General features: G+C 71.7%; 19 protein-coding genes. 11 read left to right on the top strand and 8 right to left on the bottom strand.

The genetic code is table 11. The features are described from left to right. Positions 1–13 precede the first annotated feature (13 nt). Positions 14–880, bottom strand: coding sequence for a helix-turn-helix domain-containing protein (locus ABD296_RS05735; protein WP_344262217.1), 867 nt, complete (start codon positions 878–880; stop codon positions 14–16). 677 nt (positions 881–1,557) lie between these two features. Between ABD296_RS05735 and ABD296_RS05730 the strand changes: the two genes are divergently transcribed. Both ABD296_RS05730 and ABD296_RS05725 read left to right on the top strand, forming a co-directional pair. Next, complete coding sequence (locus ABD296_RS05730) at positions 1,558–1,956, top strand: PPOX class F420-dependent oxidoreductase (RefSeq protein ID WP_344262215.1); 399 nt, start codon at positions 1,558–1,560, stop codon at positions 1,954–1,956. A gap of 133 nt (positions 1,957–2,089) precedes the next feature. Continuing rightward, positions 2,090–2,395 carry a hypothetical protein gene (locus ABD296_RS05725; protein ID WP_344262213.1) on the top strand — a complete coding sequence of 102 codons (306 nt, stop codon included), beginning with the start codon at positions 2,090–2,092 and terminating at the stop codon, positions 2,393–2,395. Between the two features lie 67 nt (positions 2,396–2,462). On the opposite strand, the gene ABD296_RS05720 is transcribed toward ABD296_RS05725, so the two are convergent. From ABD296_RS05720 to ABD296_RS05710, 3 genes are read right to left on the bottom strand one after another with little or no spacing between them, the layout of a single operon-like run. Next, on the bottom strand, positions 2,463–3,242 hold the full coding sequence (locus tag ABD296_RS05720) for an ABC transporter permease (protein WP_344262211.1): 780 nt from the start codon (positions 3,240–3,242) through the stop codon (positions 2,463–2,465). Further along, positions 3,242–4,018 (bottom strand): ABC transporter permease subunit, encoded by a 777-nt coding sequence (locus ABD296_RS05715; RefSeq protein WP_344262209.1) that lies wholly within the window; start codon positions 4,016–4,018, stop codon positions 3,242–3,244. Before ABD296_RS05715 ends, ABD296_RS05720 begins: the two co-directional genes overlap by 1 nt. Next, complete coding sequence (locus tag ABD296_RS05710; RefSeq protein WP_344262207.1) at positions 4,015–4,920, bottom strand: ABC transporter ATP-binding protein; 906 nt, start codon at positions 4,918–4,920, stop codon at positions 4,015–4,017. The genes ABD296_RS05715 and ABD296_RS05710 overlap by 4 nt, the downstream gene beginning before the upstream one ends. A gap of 158 nt (positions 4,921–5,078) precedes the next feature. On the opposite strand from ABD296_RS05710, the gene ABD296_RS05705 reads away from it, so the two are divergent. Then, positions 5,079–6,212, top strand: a complete 1,134-nt coding sequence (locus ABD296_RS05705; RefSeq protein WP_344262206.1) for a sensor histidine kinase — start codon at positions 5,079–5,081, stop codon at positions 6,210–6,212. Between the two features lie 7 nt (positions 6,213–6,219). Continuing rightward, complete coding sequence (locus tag ABD296_RS05700) at positions 6,220–6,894, top strand: response regulator transcription factor (protein WP_344262204.1); 675 nt, start codon at positions 6,220–6,222, stop codon at positions 6,892–6,894. Positions 6,895–6,932: 38 nt separating this feature from the next. Here the strand turns inward: ABD296_RS05700 and ABD296_RS05695 are convergent, their stop codons facing one another. Further along, positions 6,933–7,841: a TIGR03620 family F420-dependent LLM class oxidoreductase gene (locus ABD296_RS05695; protein ID WP_344262202.1), complete on the bottom strand. Its 909-nt coding sequence runs from the start codon at positions 7,839–7,841 to the stop codon at positions 6,933–6,935. A gap of 109 nt (positions 7,842–7,950) precedes the next feature. Between ABD296_RS05695 and ABD296_RS05690 the strand changes: the two genes are divergently transcribed. From ABD296_RS05690 to ABD296_RS05680, 3 genes are all read left to right on the top strand, one after another. Beyond that, positions 7,951–8,907 (top strand): TetR/AcrR family transcriptional regulator, encoded by a 957-nt coding sequence (locus ABD296_RS05690; protein WP_344262199.1) that lies wholly within the window; start codon positions 7,951–7,953, stop codon positions 8,905–8,907. 35 nt (positions 8,908–8,942) lie between these two features. Continuing rightward, complete coding sequence (locus tag ABD296_RS05685; protein ID WP_344262197.1) at positions 8,943–9,533, top strand: DUF4291 domain-containing protein; 591 nt, start codon at positions 8,943–8,945, stop codon at positions 9,531–9,533. 568 nt (positions 9,534–10,101) lie between these two features. Further along, a complete protein-coding gene (locus ABD296_RS05680; protein ID WP_344262195.1) occupies positions 10,102–10,338 on the top strand; it encodes a hypothetical protein in 237 nt (78 codons plus the stop codon). 605 nt (positions 10,339–10,943) lie between these two features. Here ABD296_RS05680 and ABD296_RS05675 read toward each other — a convergent pair. Together ABD296_RS05675 and ABD296_RS05670 are read right to left on the bottom strand one after the other, a co-directional pair. Next, positions 10,944–11,597: a nucleoside triphosphate pyrophosphohydrolase gene (locus ABD296_RS05675; RefSeq protein ID WP_344262193.1), complete on the bottom strand. Its 654-nt coding sequence runs from the start codon at positions 11,595–11,597 to the stop codon at positions 10,944–10,946. A gap of 73 nt (positions 11,598–11,670) precedes the next feature. Then, entirely contained in the window at positions 11,671–12,573 is a 903-nt protein-coding gene (locus ABD296_RS05670) for a hypothetical protein (protein WP_344262191.1), read from the bottom strand. A gap of 221 nt (positions 12,574–12,794) precedes the next feature. Between ABD296_RS05670 and ABD296_RS05665 the strand changes: the two genes are divergently transcribed. Then, positions 12,795–13,733, top strand: a complete 939-nt coding sequence (locus ABD296_RS05665; protein ID WP_344262189.1) for an aldo/keto reductase — start codon at positions 12,795–12,797, stop codon at positions 13,731–13,733. Between the two features lie 6 nt (positions 13,734–13,739). On the opposite strand, the gene ABD296_RS05660 is transcribed toward ABD296_RS05665, so the two are convergent. Next, on the bottom strand, positions 13,740–14,399 hold the full coding sequence (locus ABD296_RS05660; protein ID WP_344262187.1) for a thiaminase II/PqqC family protein: 660 nt from the start codon (positions 14,397–14,399) through the stop codon (positions 13,740–13,742). A 129-nt stretch (positions 14,400–14,528) separates the two neighbouring features. Between ABD296_RS05660 and ABD296_RS05655 the strand changes: the two genes are divergently transcribed. From ABD296_RS05655 to ABD296_RS05645, 3 genes are all read left to right on the top strand, one after another. Beyond that, entirely contained in the window at positions 14,529–15,812 is a 1,284-nt protein-coding gene (locus tag ABD296_RS05655) for a citrate synthase (protein WP_344262185.1), read from the top strand. A 186-nt stretch (positions 15,813–15,998) separates the two neighbouring features. Next, positions 15,999–17,222, top strand: coding sequence for a cytochrome P450 (locus ABD296_RS05650; RefSeq protein WP_344262183.1), 1,224 nt, complete (start codon positions 15,999–16,001; stop codon positions 17,220–17,222). Positions 17,223–17,350: 128 nt separating this feature from the next. Further along, positions 17,351–18,127, top strand: coding sequence for a hypothetical protein (locus tag ABD296_RS05645; RefSeq protein WP_344262181.1), 777 nt, complete (start codon positions 17,351–17,353; stop codon positions 18,125–18,127). The last annotated feature ends 337 nt before the right edge of the window (positions 18,128–18,464 follow it).

Here is an 18,464-nt window from a genome sequence, read left to right as displayed (position 1 = left end):
GTCAGAGGGCCTCTCAGAGGTCCTTGAGCATGCCGGTGAGCAGCCGCGCCGTGTCGTCGGGGCGTGCGGCGGTGATGCACAGGTTGTTCATTGCGCGCATGTAGGTGTCGACGTCGGTCGGCTTGTCCAGGTACAGCGCGCTGGTGAGCTGCTCCAGGTAGACGACGTCGGACAGGCCCGGCTCCGCGAACCGGAGGATGGTGAACGGGCCGCCGGCCGCCGCGTGCCCGCCCGCCCCGAACGGCACGATCTGCAGCGTGACGTTGGGCAGCTCCGACACCGCGATGAGGTGCTCGAGCTGGCGGCGCATGACCTCCCGGCCGCCGAGCGGGCGGCGCACGACCGCCTCGTCCAGGACGGCCCACAGTGTCGGCGCGCCGGGGGAGGTGAACCGCCGCTGCCGGTCGGTGCGGAGCTGGACGCGCCGCTCGACCTCCTCGTCGGAGGCGTCGGAGAAGCCGAGCCGGACGACGGCGTGCGCGTAGTCCTCGGTCTGCAGCAGGCCGGGGACGAACTGCAGCTCGTAGGTGCGCAGCAGCGACGCGGCCTCCTCCAGCCCGAGGTAGACCTCGAACCAGCTCGGCAGGACGTCGCCGTAGCGGTGCCACCAGCCCGGGGTGTTGGCCTCCTTGGCCAGCTCGAGCAGCGGTGCGCGCTCCTCGGTGTCGTGCACGCCGTACAGCGTGAGCAGGTCGGAGACGTCGCGCTCCTTGAACCCGACGCGGCCGAGCTCCATCCGGCTGATCTTGGAGTGCGAGCCGCGGATCTCGTACCCGGCCTGCTCGGTGGAGATGCCGCGCGCCTCGCGCAGCCGGCGCAGCTGGGCGCCGAGCAGGATGCGCAGCACCGTCGGTCCGCCGCGCCGGGGATAGTCGATCAAGCTGCCGGCCTGATCGCCCTCGGCCGGAGGCGTGGGGGCGGCTGAATCCTGGGGCAAGGGGTCACCAGCCAGTCGACGGGTCTGTTCTGGGGCGGAACGGCACCGCCCTATGTTAGAGGATCGAACCACGTTTTTGGGAAGTATGAAAAAGCGCGTCTTCGGCAAATCGGTCCATCCGTGTTAGAGCGGCCGGGCTGGACGGTCCGTTCGCCGATCGGCGCGGGTGAGGATACCCCGGCGGCGCCCATTGATCGAACCCGGGACCGTGCCAACGGGGGCGGATCGGTGTTTGGAGCGTGACCACGGCCCGTGACCAGTGCCGTCGGTGGCCGTCCGGGTGCGGAACGTGGCGAAGCGGTGACGATCGCGTTGACCGGGAGGTCATTTCCCTGGCGGCGAAGTCACTGCCGGCACATCAATTGCCTGGTGTTTCACGGCCTTGCGCCCGCCAATCGGCGTGCGCTTTCCGGGGCCCCTTGTATGACGCGTGAATGACGGCGGTCACGTGGTTCGGTGAATATCGGCGGGACGCCGGACGGCCCGCTCCGGACCGGGTCGCCGGTGGCCGACGGGCCGCTCGGGACCCGGTTGATCGCCTCCGGCCCGGGAACAGCCGCACGTGTGCGCGGGTTCCGATCATCGAGCGCGGAAGCACCGCCCTACGAAGGAGGACGCCGATGAGCCAGCTGTCCGATGCGGCCAAGGAACTGCTGAACCGGCCGCTGCCCGCCTGGGCCACGACCGTCCGCCAGGACGGGTCGCTGCACAACACGGTCGTGTGGGTCGCCGTGGACGGCGACGAGGTCGTCATCAACACCGCCGTCGGGCGCGCCAAGGAGCGGCACCTGAGCCAGGACGGCCGCGTGTCGGTCAGCGTCCTGGACCCCGACGACGCGTTCCACTGGGTGAGCGTCTCCGGCGAGGCGAAGCTGGAGACCGAGGGCGCGGACGCGGTCATCGACGCGCTGGCGAAGAAGTACCTCGGGCAGGACACCTACCCGTACCGCCAGGAGGGTGAGGTGCGCCTCACCGTCCGCATAACGCCTGATCACGTCCTCTACAGCGCCGGCGGGTGACCAAGCTCTCGTCGCCGTTGGACGATCTCCCGGAGCGGGACGGCGTTCACTTGACGGGAGGGCGCCGCGCACCGCGGTGACGCGGGGCCCGGCACCGTCCCGGAGAACATCACCGATCCATCCTGGGGGAACCATGAACGCGACCCTCGAGCGACCGGAGATCCGGTTTCTCACCTCGGGCAAGGTCACCGACGCCCGGCGCGCGGAGGCCGAGAGCGCCGTCCGCGAGGCGCTGGCCGGCACCGGAGCCGCGTCCGTGCACGTCACGCTGAGCGTCGTGGCCGACCCGTCGCTGCCCCGGCCGGCCCTCGCCAGGGCCGTCGCCGAGCTCGACGGCCGGCAGCTGCGCGCGCAGGCCGCCGCGCCGACCCTGGAGGAGGCCATCGGCCTGCTCCGGCACCGGCTCGCGGTCCGCACGGCCTACCGGCGGGCGGGCTGACCCGTACCCGCGGGCCTGCACGGGCGGGCGGCGGCGTTCCGAACGGGCGCCGCCGCCCGCGCGTTCCTCAAGCGTCCCGGCGGGCGAGCACGAGCCCGGCCGCCGCGAGCGGGACGAGAGCGTAGGCCACCAGCACCACCGCAGCTGCCGCCGGCGGCAGCAGCCCTCCGTATATGGAGTGCTCCGCACTTCGTCCCGCGATCTCGGCCGGCAGCCCGGAGGGCATCACGGAACCGACGCGCTCGTTCCACGGCCCCGGCAGGTGGAAGACCAGCAGCGGGATCACATGCCACAGCAGGACGAGCGCGACGATCGCCCCGGCCGCCGACCGCAGCAGGACGCCGGCGGCCAGGCCGAGCAGCGCGAACACCGCCACCGCGGCGCCCGAGACCGCGAACCCCGGCAGGTCGTGCGCGATGGACGCGCGCTGGTCGGGGAACGGCCGCCCGCCGACGACCAGCCGCGTGCCGAGCAGGGACCCGATCGTGACCGCCTCGCCCGCGACGAGCCCGGTGGCCGCCACGACCACGGCCTTGGCCGCCAGGAACCGCGTCCGGGACGGCACCGCGGTCAGGCTGGTCCGCACCATGCCGGTGCGGTACTCGGAGGTGGCGGCGAGCACCCCGAGCACGGCCAGGCACAGCTGGGCGACCCATCCGCCCAGTTCCTGAAGCGGCCGCAGCGAGAAGCGGGCACGCTGGTCGGCGTCCAAGCCGTCCCAGACATGGGCCTGCTGGAAGGCCAGCAGCACGACGAAGAACACGAACCCAGCGGTGATCGTCAGGATCACGTAGGTCGACCGGACGGAGCGGAGCTTCCACCATTCGGCCGCGACGGCGTCGGTCATCAGGCGTCCCTCTTCCCGAAGACGCGGGCGCCCACGCCCAGTGCGACTGCTGTGTAGGCCGCCAAGAGCAGGGCCGAGGCCAGTGGTGGGAGGCCGTCCCTACTGGACGAGGCGCCCGGCGGCGCGGCGATCTGGCCGGGCAGGCTCGAGGGCAGCACCGACCAGATCCGCTCGTCCCATGGGCCGGGCAGGAAGTTCGCGACGGGCGGCACCACGAACAGCACCGCCATCCCCGCCGTGATCGTCCCCGCCGTGGAGCGGAGCACCGCCGCCAGGCCGAACGTGATGAGCGTGATGGCCGCGGTCGCCGCCGCCATCGCGAGCACGTACGGGACATGGTCCGCGAGCGGGGCGTCGAACGCGCGCAGGGGACGGCCGTCCACGGCGGCCCTCCCCGCCAGGACGCCGGCGGCCAGGCTCACCAGCGCGGCCACGAGCATCGCGGCGCCGGGCACCGCCGCCTTCGCCGCGAACAGCGTCCGGCGGCGCGGCATCGCGGCCAGGCTCGTCCGGATCATCCCGGACGCGTACTCCGAGGTCAGGGGGAGCGCGCCCAGCACCACCGCGCAGACCGGCAGCGCGATCGACAGCGGCTGCTCCGGCGGCGCCGCTTCGAACGTCGCCCGGCGCGCCGCCGACAGGCCGTCCCAGTAATGGGCCGCGTAGAGCGACCACACCACGCACAGCACCGCGAAAGCCGCGATCACGCCGAGGACGGCGAACGTCGAGCGGACCGAGCGCAGCTTCCACCACTCCGCCGCCATCGCGTCGATCACGACGTCACCGTCCCGAACTCGGCGCTGCCCGCCGTCAGCTCCATGTACGCCTCCTCCAGCGACGCGCTGCGCGGCGTCACCTCGTGCAGCGGGATCCCGTGCGCGGCGGCGCGGTCGCCGATCTCCGCCACGTCCAGCCCCGTCACCGACAACCCGCCCCCCGGAGCGGCCTCGACGGTGCCGCCCGCGGCCGCCAGCACCCCGGTCAGCTCGCCCGGACGCGGCGACCGGACGAGCACCCCGCGCGCGAACCGCTCCGCCAGCTCCCGCACGGACGTGTCCGCGATCAGCCGGCCCCGGCCGATGACGACCAGCCGGTCGGCGGTCAGCTCCATCTCGCTCATCAGATGGCTGGAGATCAGCACCGTCCGGCCCTCGGCGGCCAGCGCCCGCATCAGCCCGCGGATCCACCGCACCCCGTCCGGGTCCAGCCCGTTCACCGGCTCGTCGAACATGAGCACGCCCGGATCGCCGAGCAGCGCCGCCGCGATCCCGAGCCGCTGCCGCATCCCGAGCGAGAACCCGCCCACCCGCTTGCGCGCGACCCCGGCCAGCCCGACCTGCTCCAGCACCTCGGCCACCCGCCGCGTCCCGATCCCGTTGCTGCGCGCCAGCCACCCGAGATGGTCGAACGCGCGGCGCCCGCCGTGCACCGCGCCCGCGTCCAGCAGCGCCCCCACCTCGCGCATCGGCCGCCGCAGCGCGCCGTACGGGCCGCCGTTCACCAGCGCCGCACCCGACGACGGCGCGTCCAGTCCCAGAAGGACGCGCATCGTCGTCGACTTCCCGGCCCCGTTCGGGCCGAGGAATCCCGTGACCGTCCCCGGACGAACCTGGAACGACAGGCGGTCCACGGCGACCGTCCCGCCGTAGCGCTTGGTCAGCTCCCTCACTTCGATCATGCCCGCAACGCTCTCGCCGGACGGCCCTCCGGCACATCGGAACCCGGTCGGGACCCGCCGCTCCGACCGTGCTCCGAGACCGCTCCGCCGCATCGGACCCAGGTCTGACGTCCGCCGGCACGACGCGCCCGGCCGCGCCGTCCGGCTACCGTCATGACGTGCACGAATCCGAGCCGGCCTCCCCGTTCTCCCGGCGGAGCGGCCGCCGGCGGCTGATCCGCCTGGACGCCGCGGCGGCGGTCCTGTACACGCTGTTCCTGCTGATGTTCTCCGGCGGCCACGAGGTGTCGGCGCTGCTCGCGGTGCCGGTCGCCGCCGCCATGGGGCTGCCCCTCGCCTTCCGGCGGATCCGGCCCGTCCCGGTCTTCGGCGCCGTCCTCGCCGCCTCCGTCCTGGCGCTCGTCCTCGGCCTGCCCTGGGACTTCTTCGCCGCCGCCGCGTACGCGCTCTATCCGCTCGCACTGGCCCTGCCCCGCCGCCGCTGGATCCCGACGCGCGCCATCGGCGCGCTCAGCGCGATCGTCGTCTTCGGCGGCGCCCTGATCGGGCCCAAGAACTGGCATGCCGAACAACTCGGGCGCGTGCTCCTCGGCCTCGGCGTCCTCGGCGCCTCCTGGGCGCTCGGCCGCGCCGTCCGCGACCGCCGCGCTTACACCGCCCAGTCCGCCCGCCGGCTCGCCGAGACCGCCGTCGGCGAGGAACGCCTCCGCATCGCCCGCGAACTCCACGACATCGTCGCGCACAGCATGAGCCTCATCGCCGTCAAGGCCGGCGTCGCCGTCCACGTCGCCGAGGCCCGCCCGGAAGAGGCACTCGACGCGCTGCGCGTCATCGAGTCCACCAGCCGCGGCACGCTCGCCGAGATGCGCCACCTCCTCGGCGTCCTGCGCGCCGACGAACCCGGCCTCGCGCCCTCACCCGGCCTCGAATCCCTGCCGGGCCTGGTCGAACGGGCCGCCATGGCCGGTGTCCACGTCGACCTCGACGTCCGCGCGGGCGACCTGCCGGAGAGCGTCGCGCTGTCGGCCTACCGGATCGTCCAGGAGGCCGTCACCAACGTCGTCAAGCACGCCGCCCCAGCCCGCTGCCGCGTCCTGGTCGAGGCCGCCGGCGGCCGGCTCCGCATCGAGGTGGACGACGACGGCCCCGGCGAGCGCGTCCTCCCCGGCGCCCCCGGCCACGGGCTCATCGGGATGCGCGAACGCGTCATGATGTACGGCGGCGACTTCGCCGCCGGCCCACGCCCGGACGGCGGCTTCGCCGTCGCCGCCGCCTTCCCCTACGAAGCCTAGGAACCCGTTGGAACTGCGCGTCCTCGTCGCCGACGACCAAGCCCTGCTGCGCGGCAGCTTCCGCCTCCTGATCGACACCGCGCCGGGCCTGCGCGCCGTCGGCGAGGCCGGCACCGGCGCCGAGGCCGTCGAACTCGCCGAACGCGAACGCCCCGACGTCGTGCTGATGGACGTCCGGATGCCCGAGATGGACGGCATCGAGGCGACCCGGCGCATCTGCCGCGACCTGCCGGACGTCCGGGTCCTCATCCTCACCACGTTCGACCTGGACTCCTACGTCTACTCGGCGCTGCGGGCCGGCGCCAGCGGCTTCCTGCTCAAGGACACCCCGCCCGCCGACCTGCTGTCAGCGGTCCGGGTGGTCGCCTCGGGGGAGTCGCTGCTCGCCCCCAGCGTCACCCGCCGGCTGATCGCCGAGTTCGTCCGCCGGCCCGCCCCGGTGCGGCCGGCGCCCGACGGTCTCGACGGGCCCGCCGGGCTCGACGGCCTCACCGGCCGCGAGCGCGAGGTCCTCGCCCTCATCGCCCGCGGGCTGTCCAACGCCGAACTGGCCGAGCACCTGCATCTCAGCCCCGCGACGGTGAAGACCCACATCGGGCACCTGCTGGCCAAGCTGCAGGCCCGCGACCGGGCGCAGCTCGTGATCGCCGCCTACGAGACCGGCCTGGTCCGCCCTCGCTGAACGCTTCGCGGAGTTTCGTGACAGCGGCTCGATGCGCTCTATGCGTCCAGCAGGTACGGAGCGAGCCGCTCGAACTGGTCGGCGCACGAGGCCAGGTCCGGCTGGAACACCGTCACGCACACATGGTCGGCTCCCGCGTCCAGATGGGCGGCCACCCCCTTGGCGATCGCGGTCTCGTCGCCCCAGCTGAAACAGGCGTCGATGACCGCGTCGGAACCGCCGTCCGCGATGTCCGCCTCCGAGTAGCCGAGGCTCCTGAGTGCGGGGATGTAGGGCGAGCCCGGAATCGTGAACGCCCCGGCCTGGCGGGCGATGCCGCGCGCCTTCTCCGGGGCCGTTTCGAGGATCACCGGCTGCAGGGCGATCAGCAGCTTGTCGGGGCCGAGCAGCTCCCGTGCCCGGCGCGTGTGCTCGACCGGCATCATCGCGGGCAGCATGCCGTCCGCACGGTCGCGGGCCAGGCCCTGCATCTTCGGCCCCAGCGCCGCCAGCAGCCGCGGGAAGGGCACGTCCGGGGACGGCGCGGCCTGCACCGCGGCGTCCATGCCGTCGAGGTACTCGCGCATGCGGGTGAGCGGGCTGCCCCACGTCTGCCCGCTCTGCTCGACGACCGCGCCCATGCTGACGCCGACGCCGAGCGCGAGCCGCCCCGGATAGGCGTCGGCCAGTACCGACGCGGCCCCCTGCATCGCGGCCGGATGCCGCGCCCACAGGTTCGCGATCGCCGACCCGAACGCGATCCGCTCCGTGGCGGCGAGCATCACGCCGAGCTGCGCGAACACCTCCCGGCCGCCGATCGCCTCGTTCACCCACACCGCCCCGTACCCGGCGTCCTCCACCCGGCGGGCCGCCCGCCGCCACTCGTCGGCCGGTGCGAGCGGAGTCATCAGCCCGACCCCGATCCGCCCCAGCCGCCGCCTCGCCTCGAGCACCGCGTCGCTTCCCATCGCCGTCTCCTTCGACCGTACAATCGGAACTGCCAACCCGCTTACGACGTTACCGGAACGCACGCCCCGTTTGTCAACGGAGGCCGCTTCGCCGGGAGAGGGGACGCCCGTGCCCGACACCCGCCGCACCGGTGCCGGCGCCGGGCCGCGGCGCGCCGACGCGCGCCGGAACCGGCAACGGATCCTGCAGGCCGCGATGGAGGCGTTCGCCGCCGAGGGCCGGCTCGTCCCCCTCGACGACATCGCCCGCCGCGCCGGCGTCGGCGCCGGCACGGTCTACCGCAACTTCCCGACCAAGGAGGCCCTGTTCACGGCCGTCGTCACCGACCGCCTCCAAGACGTCGTAGACAAGGCAAGAGCCCTAGCCGCCCCGCCCACCCCGAACCGCGCGACCAACCCGACCGACCCGACCGAAGGGGCCGACGCGACGGAAGGGAGCGACGCGGACGACGCGAGTAACGGGGGCGATGACGCAGGCAACTGGAGCGACGCGGGCAACAGGGGTGCCGCGGCGCAAGGGGGCGGCGCAGCCGACGCGAACGGCACGGCCGAAGGGGGCAGCGCGGCCGCCGCGGCCGATGCGGGCGAACGGTTCTACGGCTTCCTGACGTGGGTCGTCGAGCGTGCGATGTTCAATCACGCCCTCTGCGACGCGCTGGCCCTGGAGGAAGGGATCAAGGCGTTCGCCGCCGCCGGCGTCGAGGAGGAGTTCGACGCGGCTCTCGGAGCGCTGCTCCGGCGGGCGCAGGCGGCGGGTCAGGTCCGTGCGGACGTCGACATCCGGGACGTGCGCGCCCTGTTGGCGGGCTGCATGGTCACCGAGCGGATGCGGCGCGCCGACGGCCCGCCCGGCCGCATGACCGCGCTGGCCTGCGACGCACTGCGACCCACTTCCGTAACGAAACTGGGTAACGAAACTTGGTCGCCGTCACGCAACGAAGGTCGCTGCGAGGTCTGCGGAACCCTGCTGACCGGCGCCCGCACCGGCCGTCCGGCCCGATTCTGCGGTGCCGCGTGCCGCCAGAAAGCCCACCGCCGCAGGTCCGCGGCCTCGAAATCCGGTTGAACCGCACGTCGAGCCTGCGGCACCGTGGCCGCACCATGCGCACCCGTGAGATCCGCGCCCTCCACGACCGTGACTCGATCACGGTCTACCAGGCGTACGGCCCGGAGATCGGCCGCCCGGCGGTACGAGACGGAACCTTCGTGCCGCCGTTCTCCCGTACCCGGATGACCTGGATCAAGCCGTCGTTCCTGTGGCTGATGGCCCGCAGCAACTGGGCGCGCAAGCCGGGCCAGGAGACCGTCCTCGCCGTCCGCATCACCCGTGCCGGCTGGGAGGAGGCCCTCGCCCGGGCCGTCCCCACCGACCCGGACCGCCGCGTCTTCCGCGACTCCGAGGAATGGCGCCGCCGTTTCGCCCGTGCACTCGTCCACGTGCAGTGGGACCCCGAGCGCTCGATCGGCGGCGGGAAAATGGAGGCGCGGAGCATCCAGATCGGGCTGAGCCGCCACATCGTGGACCGCTACGTCGACGACTGGATCCTCGGCATCGAGGACCGCACCCCGCTGGCCCGCAGGATCCACGGGCTCCTCCAATCCGGCCGGACGGCCCAGGCCAAGGCCCTCCTTCCCAAGGAGCGCCCCTACCCGCTGCCCCCTGCTCTCGCCCGGAACCTAGGTGCGGCCTAGCGGGCCGCCTCAGGCCCTCCCGCGACCAGCGCTTCGCAGCCCACGCGAGCACAAGGCCCAAGCCGCCCCCAGTGAGGCCCCTAGGACATCGACCCAACCCGACAGCCTCCGGAGGGCATTCCACCCGTCCGGCACAGCGAGTTGACCAGACCGCCTGTTCGCCCATGACCTGAGCCTGGCCTGTATCGCCCCACCATGCCTCCCGAACCTTGGGGGGACCACCATCTTGAGCAGGGCGAGCCCGGTCCCCGGTCTACGTGCGCACACGAACAGGGCGACGAGGCCGCCATCGACGGCGTCACTCGGACACCACCGGTGCCATTCGCCGATCGCCTCCACAACGGCGTCCGCGCCCTATCCGAGCCCTGCGGTTTCGACCGCACCCGGGAGCTGGCGCAGCTCATCGGCGCGTCCCGCGAGCCGATCAGCGAGCCCCTCGCCGACTTCACGCAGCGCAACCCGCTGTGGATCGAGCCTCTGGTCGCACGGGCTCTTCGCGGGCCCCAGATGCCGCCGGACGGCCTGTCGCCTTCCATTCGAACGAATGTTCGGGCTAAGGTCTGGTCTCGTGCTGATCGATGAACCCGTCTCCGCGGAGACCACCCCGGCGGGCCATCCGTCCCAGATCACCGGCGCGCGCGGCTGCTTCCGGGTGCGTCGCGTCCTGGAGCAGTGGCAGGAACCCGGCGCGGCCCGTTTCTACCGGTTGCAGATAGCCACGCCCGACGGCCTTGCCATCGCGGAGGTCGTCGGGCCGCCCACCGACGCCGCAGGCCCCTGGACGCTCCGCCGAATCTGGCCCTGACCTGACCCAGCGCCCCACCACCCGTCCCGCGCCCGCCCGCCGATCGCCCCGCCGGCCGTCCCGCGCCCGCGACGCTGGCCAACCCGCCGCATCTTGGAGTAGTTGCAGGGGCCCGCGCAGCCCGTTTCTATCGGCTGCAGATCGCTACGCCGGACGCTCCTGCGATCGCGGAGGTCATTGGACCGCCCACCGAGACCGCGACCTGGACGCTCCGCCGGATCTGACCCAGCCTCGGCGCCCGCCGCCTTGCCGGTCGCTCGGTCGTCCATGTCGGCCGCCGGGCTAGCCGCCCCGCCGCGTCCTGGAGCACTGACACGAGCCCGGCGCGCCCGTTTTTACCGGTTGCAGATCGCTAGGCCGGACGGCCTTGCCGTCGCGGAGATCGTCGGGCCGCCCGCCGACGCCGCGAGCCCTTGGACGCTCCGCCGAATCTTGCTTTGACCCGACGCCGGCCACCCGCCACCCGCTCCGCCACCCGCTCCGACCGGGCGCTCCGACCGGGCCGTCGACCGGCCCGCCCGCCGGTCGTGTCGCCTGTCATCCCATCGACCGCTCCGTTGGTCGCCCCGGTCGGTCGCTCTGTCGGCACTGGCGGCGGGGCGTGCTCATGGTCGGAGTTGCAGGACGATTCGGTTGGAGAAGCCTCCTCTCTCCGCGTGCTTGGCTGCCCGCCGCGCCTCCAGGTCGGCCGGTGTCATGTCGTGCAGTGCGGCGAGCGCGTGAACGACCTCCAGGATGTCGGCGAGTTCCGCGGGGTCGCCGGTGGCCGCGTACTCGCCGGCCTCTTCGTAGAGCTTGGCGCGCAGCAGGGACGCGTACTCGCCGGCCTCGGCGACACGGGACTCTCGCCGCTCGCCTGAGTCCCGCAGGAGGTCGGGGATCCGGTCGCGGACAAGTTTCTCGGTGCGTCCACCGCCCTCCTTGGTGCGATGCTCGGTCCCGCCGTTCCGGCGGTCCAGCGACTGGATCCATTTCACCGCCACCGCCGCCGTCTGTACGAGTTCGTTCCGCAGGGGAGCGGGTTCGGACTCGGCCAGCGCCTCGTGGAACTCCTCGGCGAGCACGTGCCGCCAGGTCAGTTCCCCGCGCGACCATGCGGCGGCGCAGTCGGCCTTCGCCTGGTCGGCTTCTCCGGCGAACGCCGGCCCGCTGCCGTCGGGGAACTCCTGGACGCCCCACATGCGGTCCTGCGCGGCGCGTTCGGCGGCGATGTTCGTCAGGACCTTCGCCAGGGAGCCCGGTTCTCGTTCGTCGTGCATGCCGATCGACGCTAACGGTCGCGGTGCTCCCGTGCAGGTGCTCTGCCGTCGATGCCGACGTCACCGTCCTTGTTCAGTCCGGGGCGGCGCCGCCGGGTTCGCAGCTCAGAAAATGGTGCAGGACGGGCGGCAGTTCGTCCCACAGCCACTCGTTCAGCGTGCCGGGGAAGTCCTCCGGCGCTTGGATGGCGAGGCGGCGGGGGCCCGTCCGTACGAGCCTCACAGGGACGGGGCCGTCGTCCCAGATCTGCTCGCGGATCCCCCAGAAGGCCGAGAAATCCGCACTCGTCAGTACCAGTTCCGAATGCAGGATGTGCTCGCCCTGGTGCCTGCCGAGGGGCAGAAGGCGCTGGGCGGTGGTCCGCAGAATGTTCAGGGCGGCGAGATCGTGCGGGCACGCCACACCGGTGATCTCCAGGTCCGGCAGGCCGAATCGGCGTAGCCCCCGGGTCGCGAGCCCGACGCAGGAGCAGCCGTCGATCTCGTCCTCGCCGACGGTGCATCGGCCGCCGTTCCGGTACGGCGGGAGTGCGGCGCCGGTCCAGTCGTCGGCGAGGACGAACCCGTCGGGGCGCGGCGCGGACGCCACGACCTGGTTCATGTCGAGGTCGACGGCGATGCCGCCGAGGGATTCGGCGAGGGCCTCGGCCGCCCCGCGTGTGACCTGCGGGCCGTGCGGAAGGTCGGAGACCGGTAGCACCGAGGTCACGCCGACATGCCAGGCGGCGCGGCGGGCCCGCTCGGCGTCGTCCCCGTCGGCGCTCGTCACCCGGCTCAAGTCCCAGGGCGACGTTTCGGCGCTGTGCGCGGTGACCATCAGAGCGGGTGTGCCGAGCCGCTCGGTCACCGCGGCGTCGAGCCCGCCGGCCGACGCCTGCCGGACGGCGGTCGTGACATCGCCGGGGGTCCGGTCGGCGGCGACGACGAACCGGGCGGTGGTCTCCTCGGGAACGGTGATGGTGATGGTGATGGGCAAGGGTGCCTCCTCGAGCCGTGGCGGACCGTGTGATGTCGTCAAGACTCCGGGAGGCCGGAAGGCAACGGAACTGGAATGTCGTTCTGTGGATAAAGCCAGTCAGATAGCACTGGAAAACAGGGCAAAAGCCGGAGTGGTGATTCTGTGTGACGGTTCGCTGGACGAGTCAGAGGTGCCCGGCCGCTTGCTCACCGCGGCCCGCGGCATGGGACGCTGAAAGGGTGAGCGCGATACGACGGCTGGGAATCGGCCTAGCAGCGGTGGGGCGGCCCGCCTACATCAACGTGGGCAGGACCGAGGAGTTGCCCAGCGAACGGGGTGTCGAGCAGTTGCGCGACGCGACCTGGCGTGTGCTGGACGGCGCTTACGCGGCGGGGATCCGGTGGGTGGACACCGCACGGTCATATGGGCGCGCGGAAGAGTTCTTGAGCGAATGGCTCGCCACTCGCACACCGGACGGTCTGACCGTCTCCAGCAAATGGGGCTACACCTACGTCGGCGAGTGGAAGACGGACGCCCCGGTGCACGAGGTCAAGGACCATGGCCTCGACCGTTATCGCGCCCAGTACGAGGAGACACGCGCTCTCTTGGGCGATCACCTTTCGGTCTATCAGGTGCACTCGCTCACGGAGGAGAGCCCGCTCTTCCACGACGTCAGGCTCCAGGCGGCCCTCGCCGAAGCGGCGGACGGGGGAGTGCGGGTCGGCTTCTCCACGTCCGGCCCACAGCAGGCCGAGACGATCCGCCGTGCGATGTTGCTGGAGGTCTCGGGCCGGCGGCTGTTCAGCACCGTCCAGTCGACCTGGAATCTCCTGGAGAGGTCCGCGGAGCCCGCACTCGAGGAAGCGCACCGGGCCGGTCTGCATGTCCTGCTCAAGGAGGTGCTGGCCAACGGCCGGCTCGCCGTACGGCCACCGAACGCGCTGCGGGCCATGGCGGCCGAGGAGTGCGTCGGCGCGGACGCGCTCGCACTGGCCGCCGCACTGAGTCGGCCCTGGGCGGACACCGTCCTGATCGGTGCCGTCAGCCCTGGCCAGTTGCAGGCGAACCTCGCGGCGACGCGGATCTCCCTGGACGAACGGCAACTGGACCTGCTCGCCGGCCTCCGCATCGCGCCGGAACGCTACTGGCAGGAACGGAGCGAACTGCCCTGGACCTGAGCCGGCTCAGGAGAGGCCCTCTACCAGCGCGTCCCAGAAGGCGGTCTCGTAGGCGTGCAGAAGCCGCGCGGCGCGGGAGGCGTCCGCGGGATCGTCACCGGAGGCCAGGCCGGCGGCGATGACGGTCAGAGCCTGCTCCTCGAAGCCGGGCGGCGACTCCGCGAAGTAGGAGAAGAACGCGACCGCCTCCTCCTCAAAGCCGTAGCGGGCACGGAGCGCCCTGGCGGTGCGGGCGCAGTAGGAGCCCCACTCCTCCAGATTGGCCAGCATGGCCAATGCCACCTCGGTGGACGTCCCGAAGGCGGCGCGCTGCGCCAGATAGGCCGGGTAGGCCTGTGCGAGCGGGTGGGGCTCGTGGGTTCTGAGATTCTTCTCACTCTCGCCGAGCGCGCCGGCGAAGCGATCCAGCAACGCCAGCGCCTGCGCCTCGCCCTGTGCCAGGCCCAGGAACATCCCGCCCGCCGGTGGAGCGGGGAAACGCGCCGCGAGCAGGGCGAAACTACGCTGATCGCTACTGACGATCCGATATTCCTCGGCAGCTAGCCAGACCAGGCGTTCTCGGGGCAACTCACCTGCTTCGAGCAGGTCGAGGAAGCGATTCCCGCCCGCCGCCGCGATGTCTCCGCGCGCCCGCGCGACCAGCTTCGAAGCACTGTCGTCGGTCATGTACCCAGAGCAACATCCGCGCGGCCCCGGCGTCAACGAGATGGCCGCCGATCGGCCCATGTGATCACCTGGATACGATGAAGACCGGAACGTCTACGCAGGTGTGGACGGAGTTGGGAGCGAGCGCATATGTCGGATTTCGAACTCAACCACGCGGGCGGCCGGATGCCCCTCGAGGTGACGGAGTCGACCGAGGGGCCGTCGGGACTGCGGGTGGGAAGCCTGCTGAAGGAGACGGGGCACGTCACACTCGACCCCGGATTCACCAACACCGCGTCCACCACATCGGCGATCACCTATATCGACGGTGAGGCGGGCATCCTCCGCTACCGGGGTTATCCCATCGAGGAACTGGCGGAGAAATCGTCCTTCCTCGAGGTGGCCTACCTGCTGATCTACGGTGAGCTGCCGACCCCCGGGCAGCTGGAGGAGTTCACCGACAGCGTCCGCAACCACACGCTGCTGGACGAGAAGTTCCGGGCCTTCTTCTCGGCCTTCCCGCGCCGTGCCCACCCGATGGCGGTGCTGTCGTCCGCGGTCAGCGCGCTGTCGACCTTCTACCAGGACAGCCTGGACCCCTTCGACCCCGAGCAGGTCGACCAGTCCAGCATCCGGCTGATCGCCAAGCTGCCCACCATCGCGGCCTACGCGTACAAGACGTCCAACGGGCAGCCGCTGCTGTACCCGGACAACTCGCTCGGGTACGTGGAGAACTTCCTGCGCATGACGTTCGGGCTGCCCACGCAGCCGTACGAGGTCGACCCGGAGATCGTGCGGGTGCTGGACATGCTCTTCGTCCTGCACGCCGACCACGAGCAGAACTGCTCCACCTCCACGGTGCGGCTGGTGGGCTCCAGCCAGGCGAACCTGTTCTCCTCCGTCGCGGCCGGCGTCGACGCCCTGTTCGGCCCGCTCCACGGCGGCGCCAACCAGGCCGTCCTGGAAATGCTGGAGCGCATCCACGAGAGCGGCGACGACATCGAGTCGTTCGTCGAGCGGGTCAAGAAGAAGGAGCCCGGCGTCAAGCTCATGGGCTTCGGGCACCGCGTGTACCGCAACTACGACCCCCGTGCGGCGGTCGTGAAGAAGGCCACGGGCAAGGTGCTGGAGGCGCTCGGCAAGTCCGACCCGCTCCTCGACCTGGCGATGCGCCTGGAAGAGGTCGCGCTGAGCGACGACTACTTCGTCGAGCGGAAGCTCTACCCGAACGTCGACTTCTACACCGGCGTCATCTACAAGGCGATGGGCTTCCCCACCAACGCGTTCACCGTGCTGTTCGCGCTCGGCCGGCTCCCCGGCTGGATCGCCCAATGGCGCGAGATGATGAACGACAGCTCCACCAAGATCGGACGTCCGCGGCAGGTCTACGTGGGCCCGGGCGAGCGCCACTACGTGGAGTCTTCCGCCCGCTGACCGGCGTCCTCCGCATCGCCCTGCGGCTCAGTGCGCAGCGGGCGGGCCCTCGGCCCGCCCGCGCGCGCTCGCGATACGGATTCGTTCCGCCGCAGGAGCCGGGAACGGCCAACGGATCCCATTCCAGCGGGCGCGGGGTTAGCCTGTGGGCGGCGAGTCCCCCCTGGCGGAAGGCGGCCTTGGTCGATGCCCTCCCTTGTCGAGCCCCGACTGTCCAGCCTTGACTTCTGGGCGAAGGCCCAGACGGAGCGCGACGATGTGTTCGCGGGTCTGCGATCCGCCGCGGGTCCCGTCTTCTGCCCCCTGCCAGACGAACCCGGCTTCTACGCGCTGACGCGGTACGCGCAGGTCGCCGAGGCCAGCCGCCGTTCCGAGGTGTTCAGCTCGGAACCCACGGCGGTCAGCCTCGTGGACCCGCCGCAGGAGATCGCCGAGTACTCCGGCTCGATGATCAGCCTCGACGACCCCCGGCACGCGCGGCTGCGGCGGATCGTGTCCCGCTCGTTCACCCCGCGCATGGTCGAGCGGTTCACTGGGGACGTCGCCCTCCTCGCCCGCCGGATCGTCGACGAACTGGCCGAGCGGGGCGCCTGCGACTTCGTCGAGCACGTCGCGATGCCGATGCCGCTGCGGATCATCTGCTCGATGATGGGCATCCCGGATGCGGAGTACGACGGTGTCATCGACGCCACGAACATGATCCTGGGGATCGGCGACCCGGACTACGTCGGCCCGGCCGGCGAGGACCGCGTCACCATGTTGCGCGAGAAGTTCGCCCACCTCCACGAGCTCATGGGGGATCTGGGGCGGCTGCGCCGCGAGCAGCCCGCCGACGACCTCGTGACCGCGTTGAGCCATGCGAACGTGGACGGGGAATCGCTCACGGCGGTCGAACTGGCCCGTTTCTTCACGCTGCTGGTCGTCGCGGGGAACGAGACGACGCGCAACGCGCTGTCGCATGCTCTCGCCCTGCTGACCGAGCACCCCGACCAGCGCGCGCTTCTCCTCGCAGACGTCGAGGGCCGCCTGCCGGACGCGGTGGAAGAGGTCGTCCGTCACGCGACACCGGTGACGTGGATGCGCCGCACCCTCTCCCGAGACTACGAACTGCACGGCCACATGTACCGGTCCGGTGAACGGGTGGTGCTCTACTACAACTCGGCCAACCGTGACGAGGCCGTGTTCGAGGACCCGCACGCGTTCGACATCACGCGCTCCCCGAATCCCCACGTCGGGTTCGGTGCGCCGGGGCCGCACTTCTGCCTCGGCGCGCATCTCGCACGCCGCGAGGTCACGGTTCTGCTCCGCGAGCTCTACACGCGCCTTCCCGGTCTGCACGCGACCTCGGCCCCGGTCCGGCAGCGCACCAGCTTCATCAACGGGATCAAGTCCCTTCCCTGCGCCTTCTGAAGCCGCGAATAGGGACATTAGCCCCGAACTCCCGGGCCTTATCCACAGAACTGCGTTCGACTATTGCTGGCGGGCGGCATGGACGAGGCTGTTGCGCGTCAGATTCGGCGCGACAGAAAGGCGCGACCATGCCCGCACAGACAGACCTCGGAGCGAACCACCTCGCCGTCCGCCTCGGGTTGGCCCGATGGCAACTGCGCCTCGGCCGGGAGCACGGCCTGCTCCCCGAACCCGACCTCGATGGCGAACGGTGGTCCGCCGGGCTCGTCGAGGAATGCGCACACCGCAGCGGCCAGGTGGTCACGCGGTTCGGCGAAGAGCCGCCGATCGGCGCGATCCGGGCCGCAACCCGGCTCGCCAGGCGCACCGGCCTCGATGTCGAGCGCTGCGACGTCGAGGTGCTGGTGGCCAGGGATCACCTGGAGGTCGTCAGCAGTTTCCGCGGACATCCGCTCTACTTGCTGCGCGATCTCGACGCGCTCGATCCCGAGAAGGTCCGCGACGTCGTCGCGGCCCGGAAGGGACCCTTGTTCGACAGCGTCGAAGCCGGCGGGGCGGTGATCATTCTGGGCTGGCCCAGGAAGACGTTCGACCGCATCGCCGGAGAAAGGACCCTGGCGAAGGACCGGTTCGGACGCTACGCGCTCGCCGACATCCGTGCCCTTGCCGCCGATGAGGAACTCGCGCAGGAGGTTCGGGAGGAGAAGCGCCGCCGGGCCCTGGCCAAGGCGAGACGGGCCGAGACCGACATCGAGGACGTCGTGCGCGGCTGGCTGCTGCGCTGCACCGCCTACGTCGACCGGGCCGCCGAGGAGCCGCCGGACCCCGCCCTCCTCGGCCGTGCGATCCGCGGCCTGAGGGGGACCAGGGCCGAGACCGCCAAATACGAGCAGGAGACCGGATGAGAAGCCCGCCCGAAGGCACCGATGCGGCCGGCACCGCCCGCAACGGCTGCCACCGCTCAACCCGGCGCCACGCGCCGACGCCGACGAGACGAACCCGGCCACGAGGCAGCATGTCGGCCTGCGAGAAAGCCTCGCGTGTGCCCGACGCGACGAGCGGACAGGCGGTCACGCGCGACGAGGAGGGACGTGCGGCGCCCCGTGAAGGTCCCGCACCTGTCCCGAGATGACGCACGGACGGGCGGTCACGTACGGCGAGGGGACGTGCGTTGGCCTTGGGAAAGTGCCGTACGTGTCCTGAAGGGAGGAGCGGGCGGGTGATCACATGCGGTGAGGGGGA

Origin of the sequence: Actinomadura napierensis (assembly GCF_039529375.1) — a bacterium.
In the GTDB taxonomy this organism is placed as follows: domain Bacteria; phylum Actinomycetota; class Actinomycetes; order Streptosporangiales; family Streptosporangiaceae; genus Spirillospora; species Spirillospora napierensis.
The sequence above is the reverse complement of the archived record's forward strand: the minus strand, read 5'-3'. Positions and strand labels throughout refer to the sequence as shown.

Excerpts from the sequence above, each read along its gene's own strand:
- ABD296_RS05730 (WP_344262215.1), top strand. The coding sequence starts at position 1,558 with ATGAGCCAGCTGTCCGATGCGGCCAAGGAACTGCTGAACCGGCCGCTG.
- ABD296_RS05725 (WP_344262213.1), top strand. The coding sequence starts at position 2,090 with ATGAACGCGACCCTCGAGCGACCGGAGATCCGGTTTCTCACCTCGGGC.
- ABD296_RS05720 (WP_344262211.1), bottom strand. The coding sequence starts at position 3,242 with ATGACCGACGCCGTCGCGGCCGAATGGTGGAAGCTCCGCTCCGTCCGG.
- ABD296_RS05710 (WP_344262207.1), bottom strand. The coding sequence starts at position 4,920 with ATGATCGAAGTGAGGGAGCTGACCAAGCGCTACGGCGGGACGGTCGCC.
- ABD296_RS05695 (WP_344262202.1), bottom strand. The coding sequence starts at position 7,841 with ATGGGAAGCGACGCGGTGCTCGAGGCGAGGCGGCGGCTGGGGCGGATC.
- ABD296_RS05685 (WP_344262197.1), top strand. The coding sequence starts at position 8,943 with ATGCGCACCCGTGAGATCCGCGCCCTCCACGACCGTGACTCGATCACG.
- ABD296_RS05675 (WP_344262193.1), bottom strand. The coding sequence starts at position 11,597 with ATGCACGACGAACGAGAACCGGGCTCCCTGGCGAAGGTCCTGACGAAC.
- ABD296_RS05660 (WP_344262187.1), bottom strand. The coding sequence starts at position 14,399 with ATGACCGACGACAGTGCTTCGAAGCTGGTCGCGCGGGCGCGCGGAGAC.
- ABD296_RS05655 (WP_344262185.1), top strand. The coding sequence starts at position 14,529 with ATGTCGGATTTCGAACTCAACCACGCGGGCGGCCGGATGCCCCTCGAG.
- ABD296_RS05650 (WP_344262183.1), top strand. The coding sequence starts at position 15,999 with ATGCCCTCCCTTGTCGAGCCCCGACTGTCCAGCCTTGACTTCTGGGCG.
- ABD296_RS05645 (WP_344262181.1), top strand. The coding sequence starts at position 17,351 with ATGCCCGCACAGACAGACCTCGGAGCGAACCACCTCGCCGTCCGCCTC.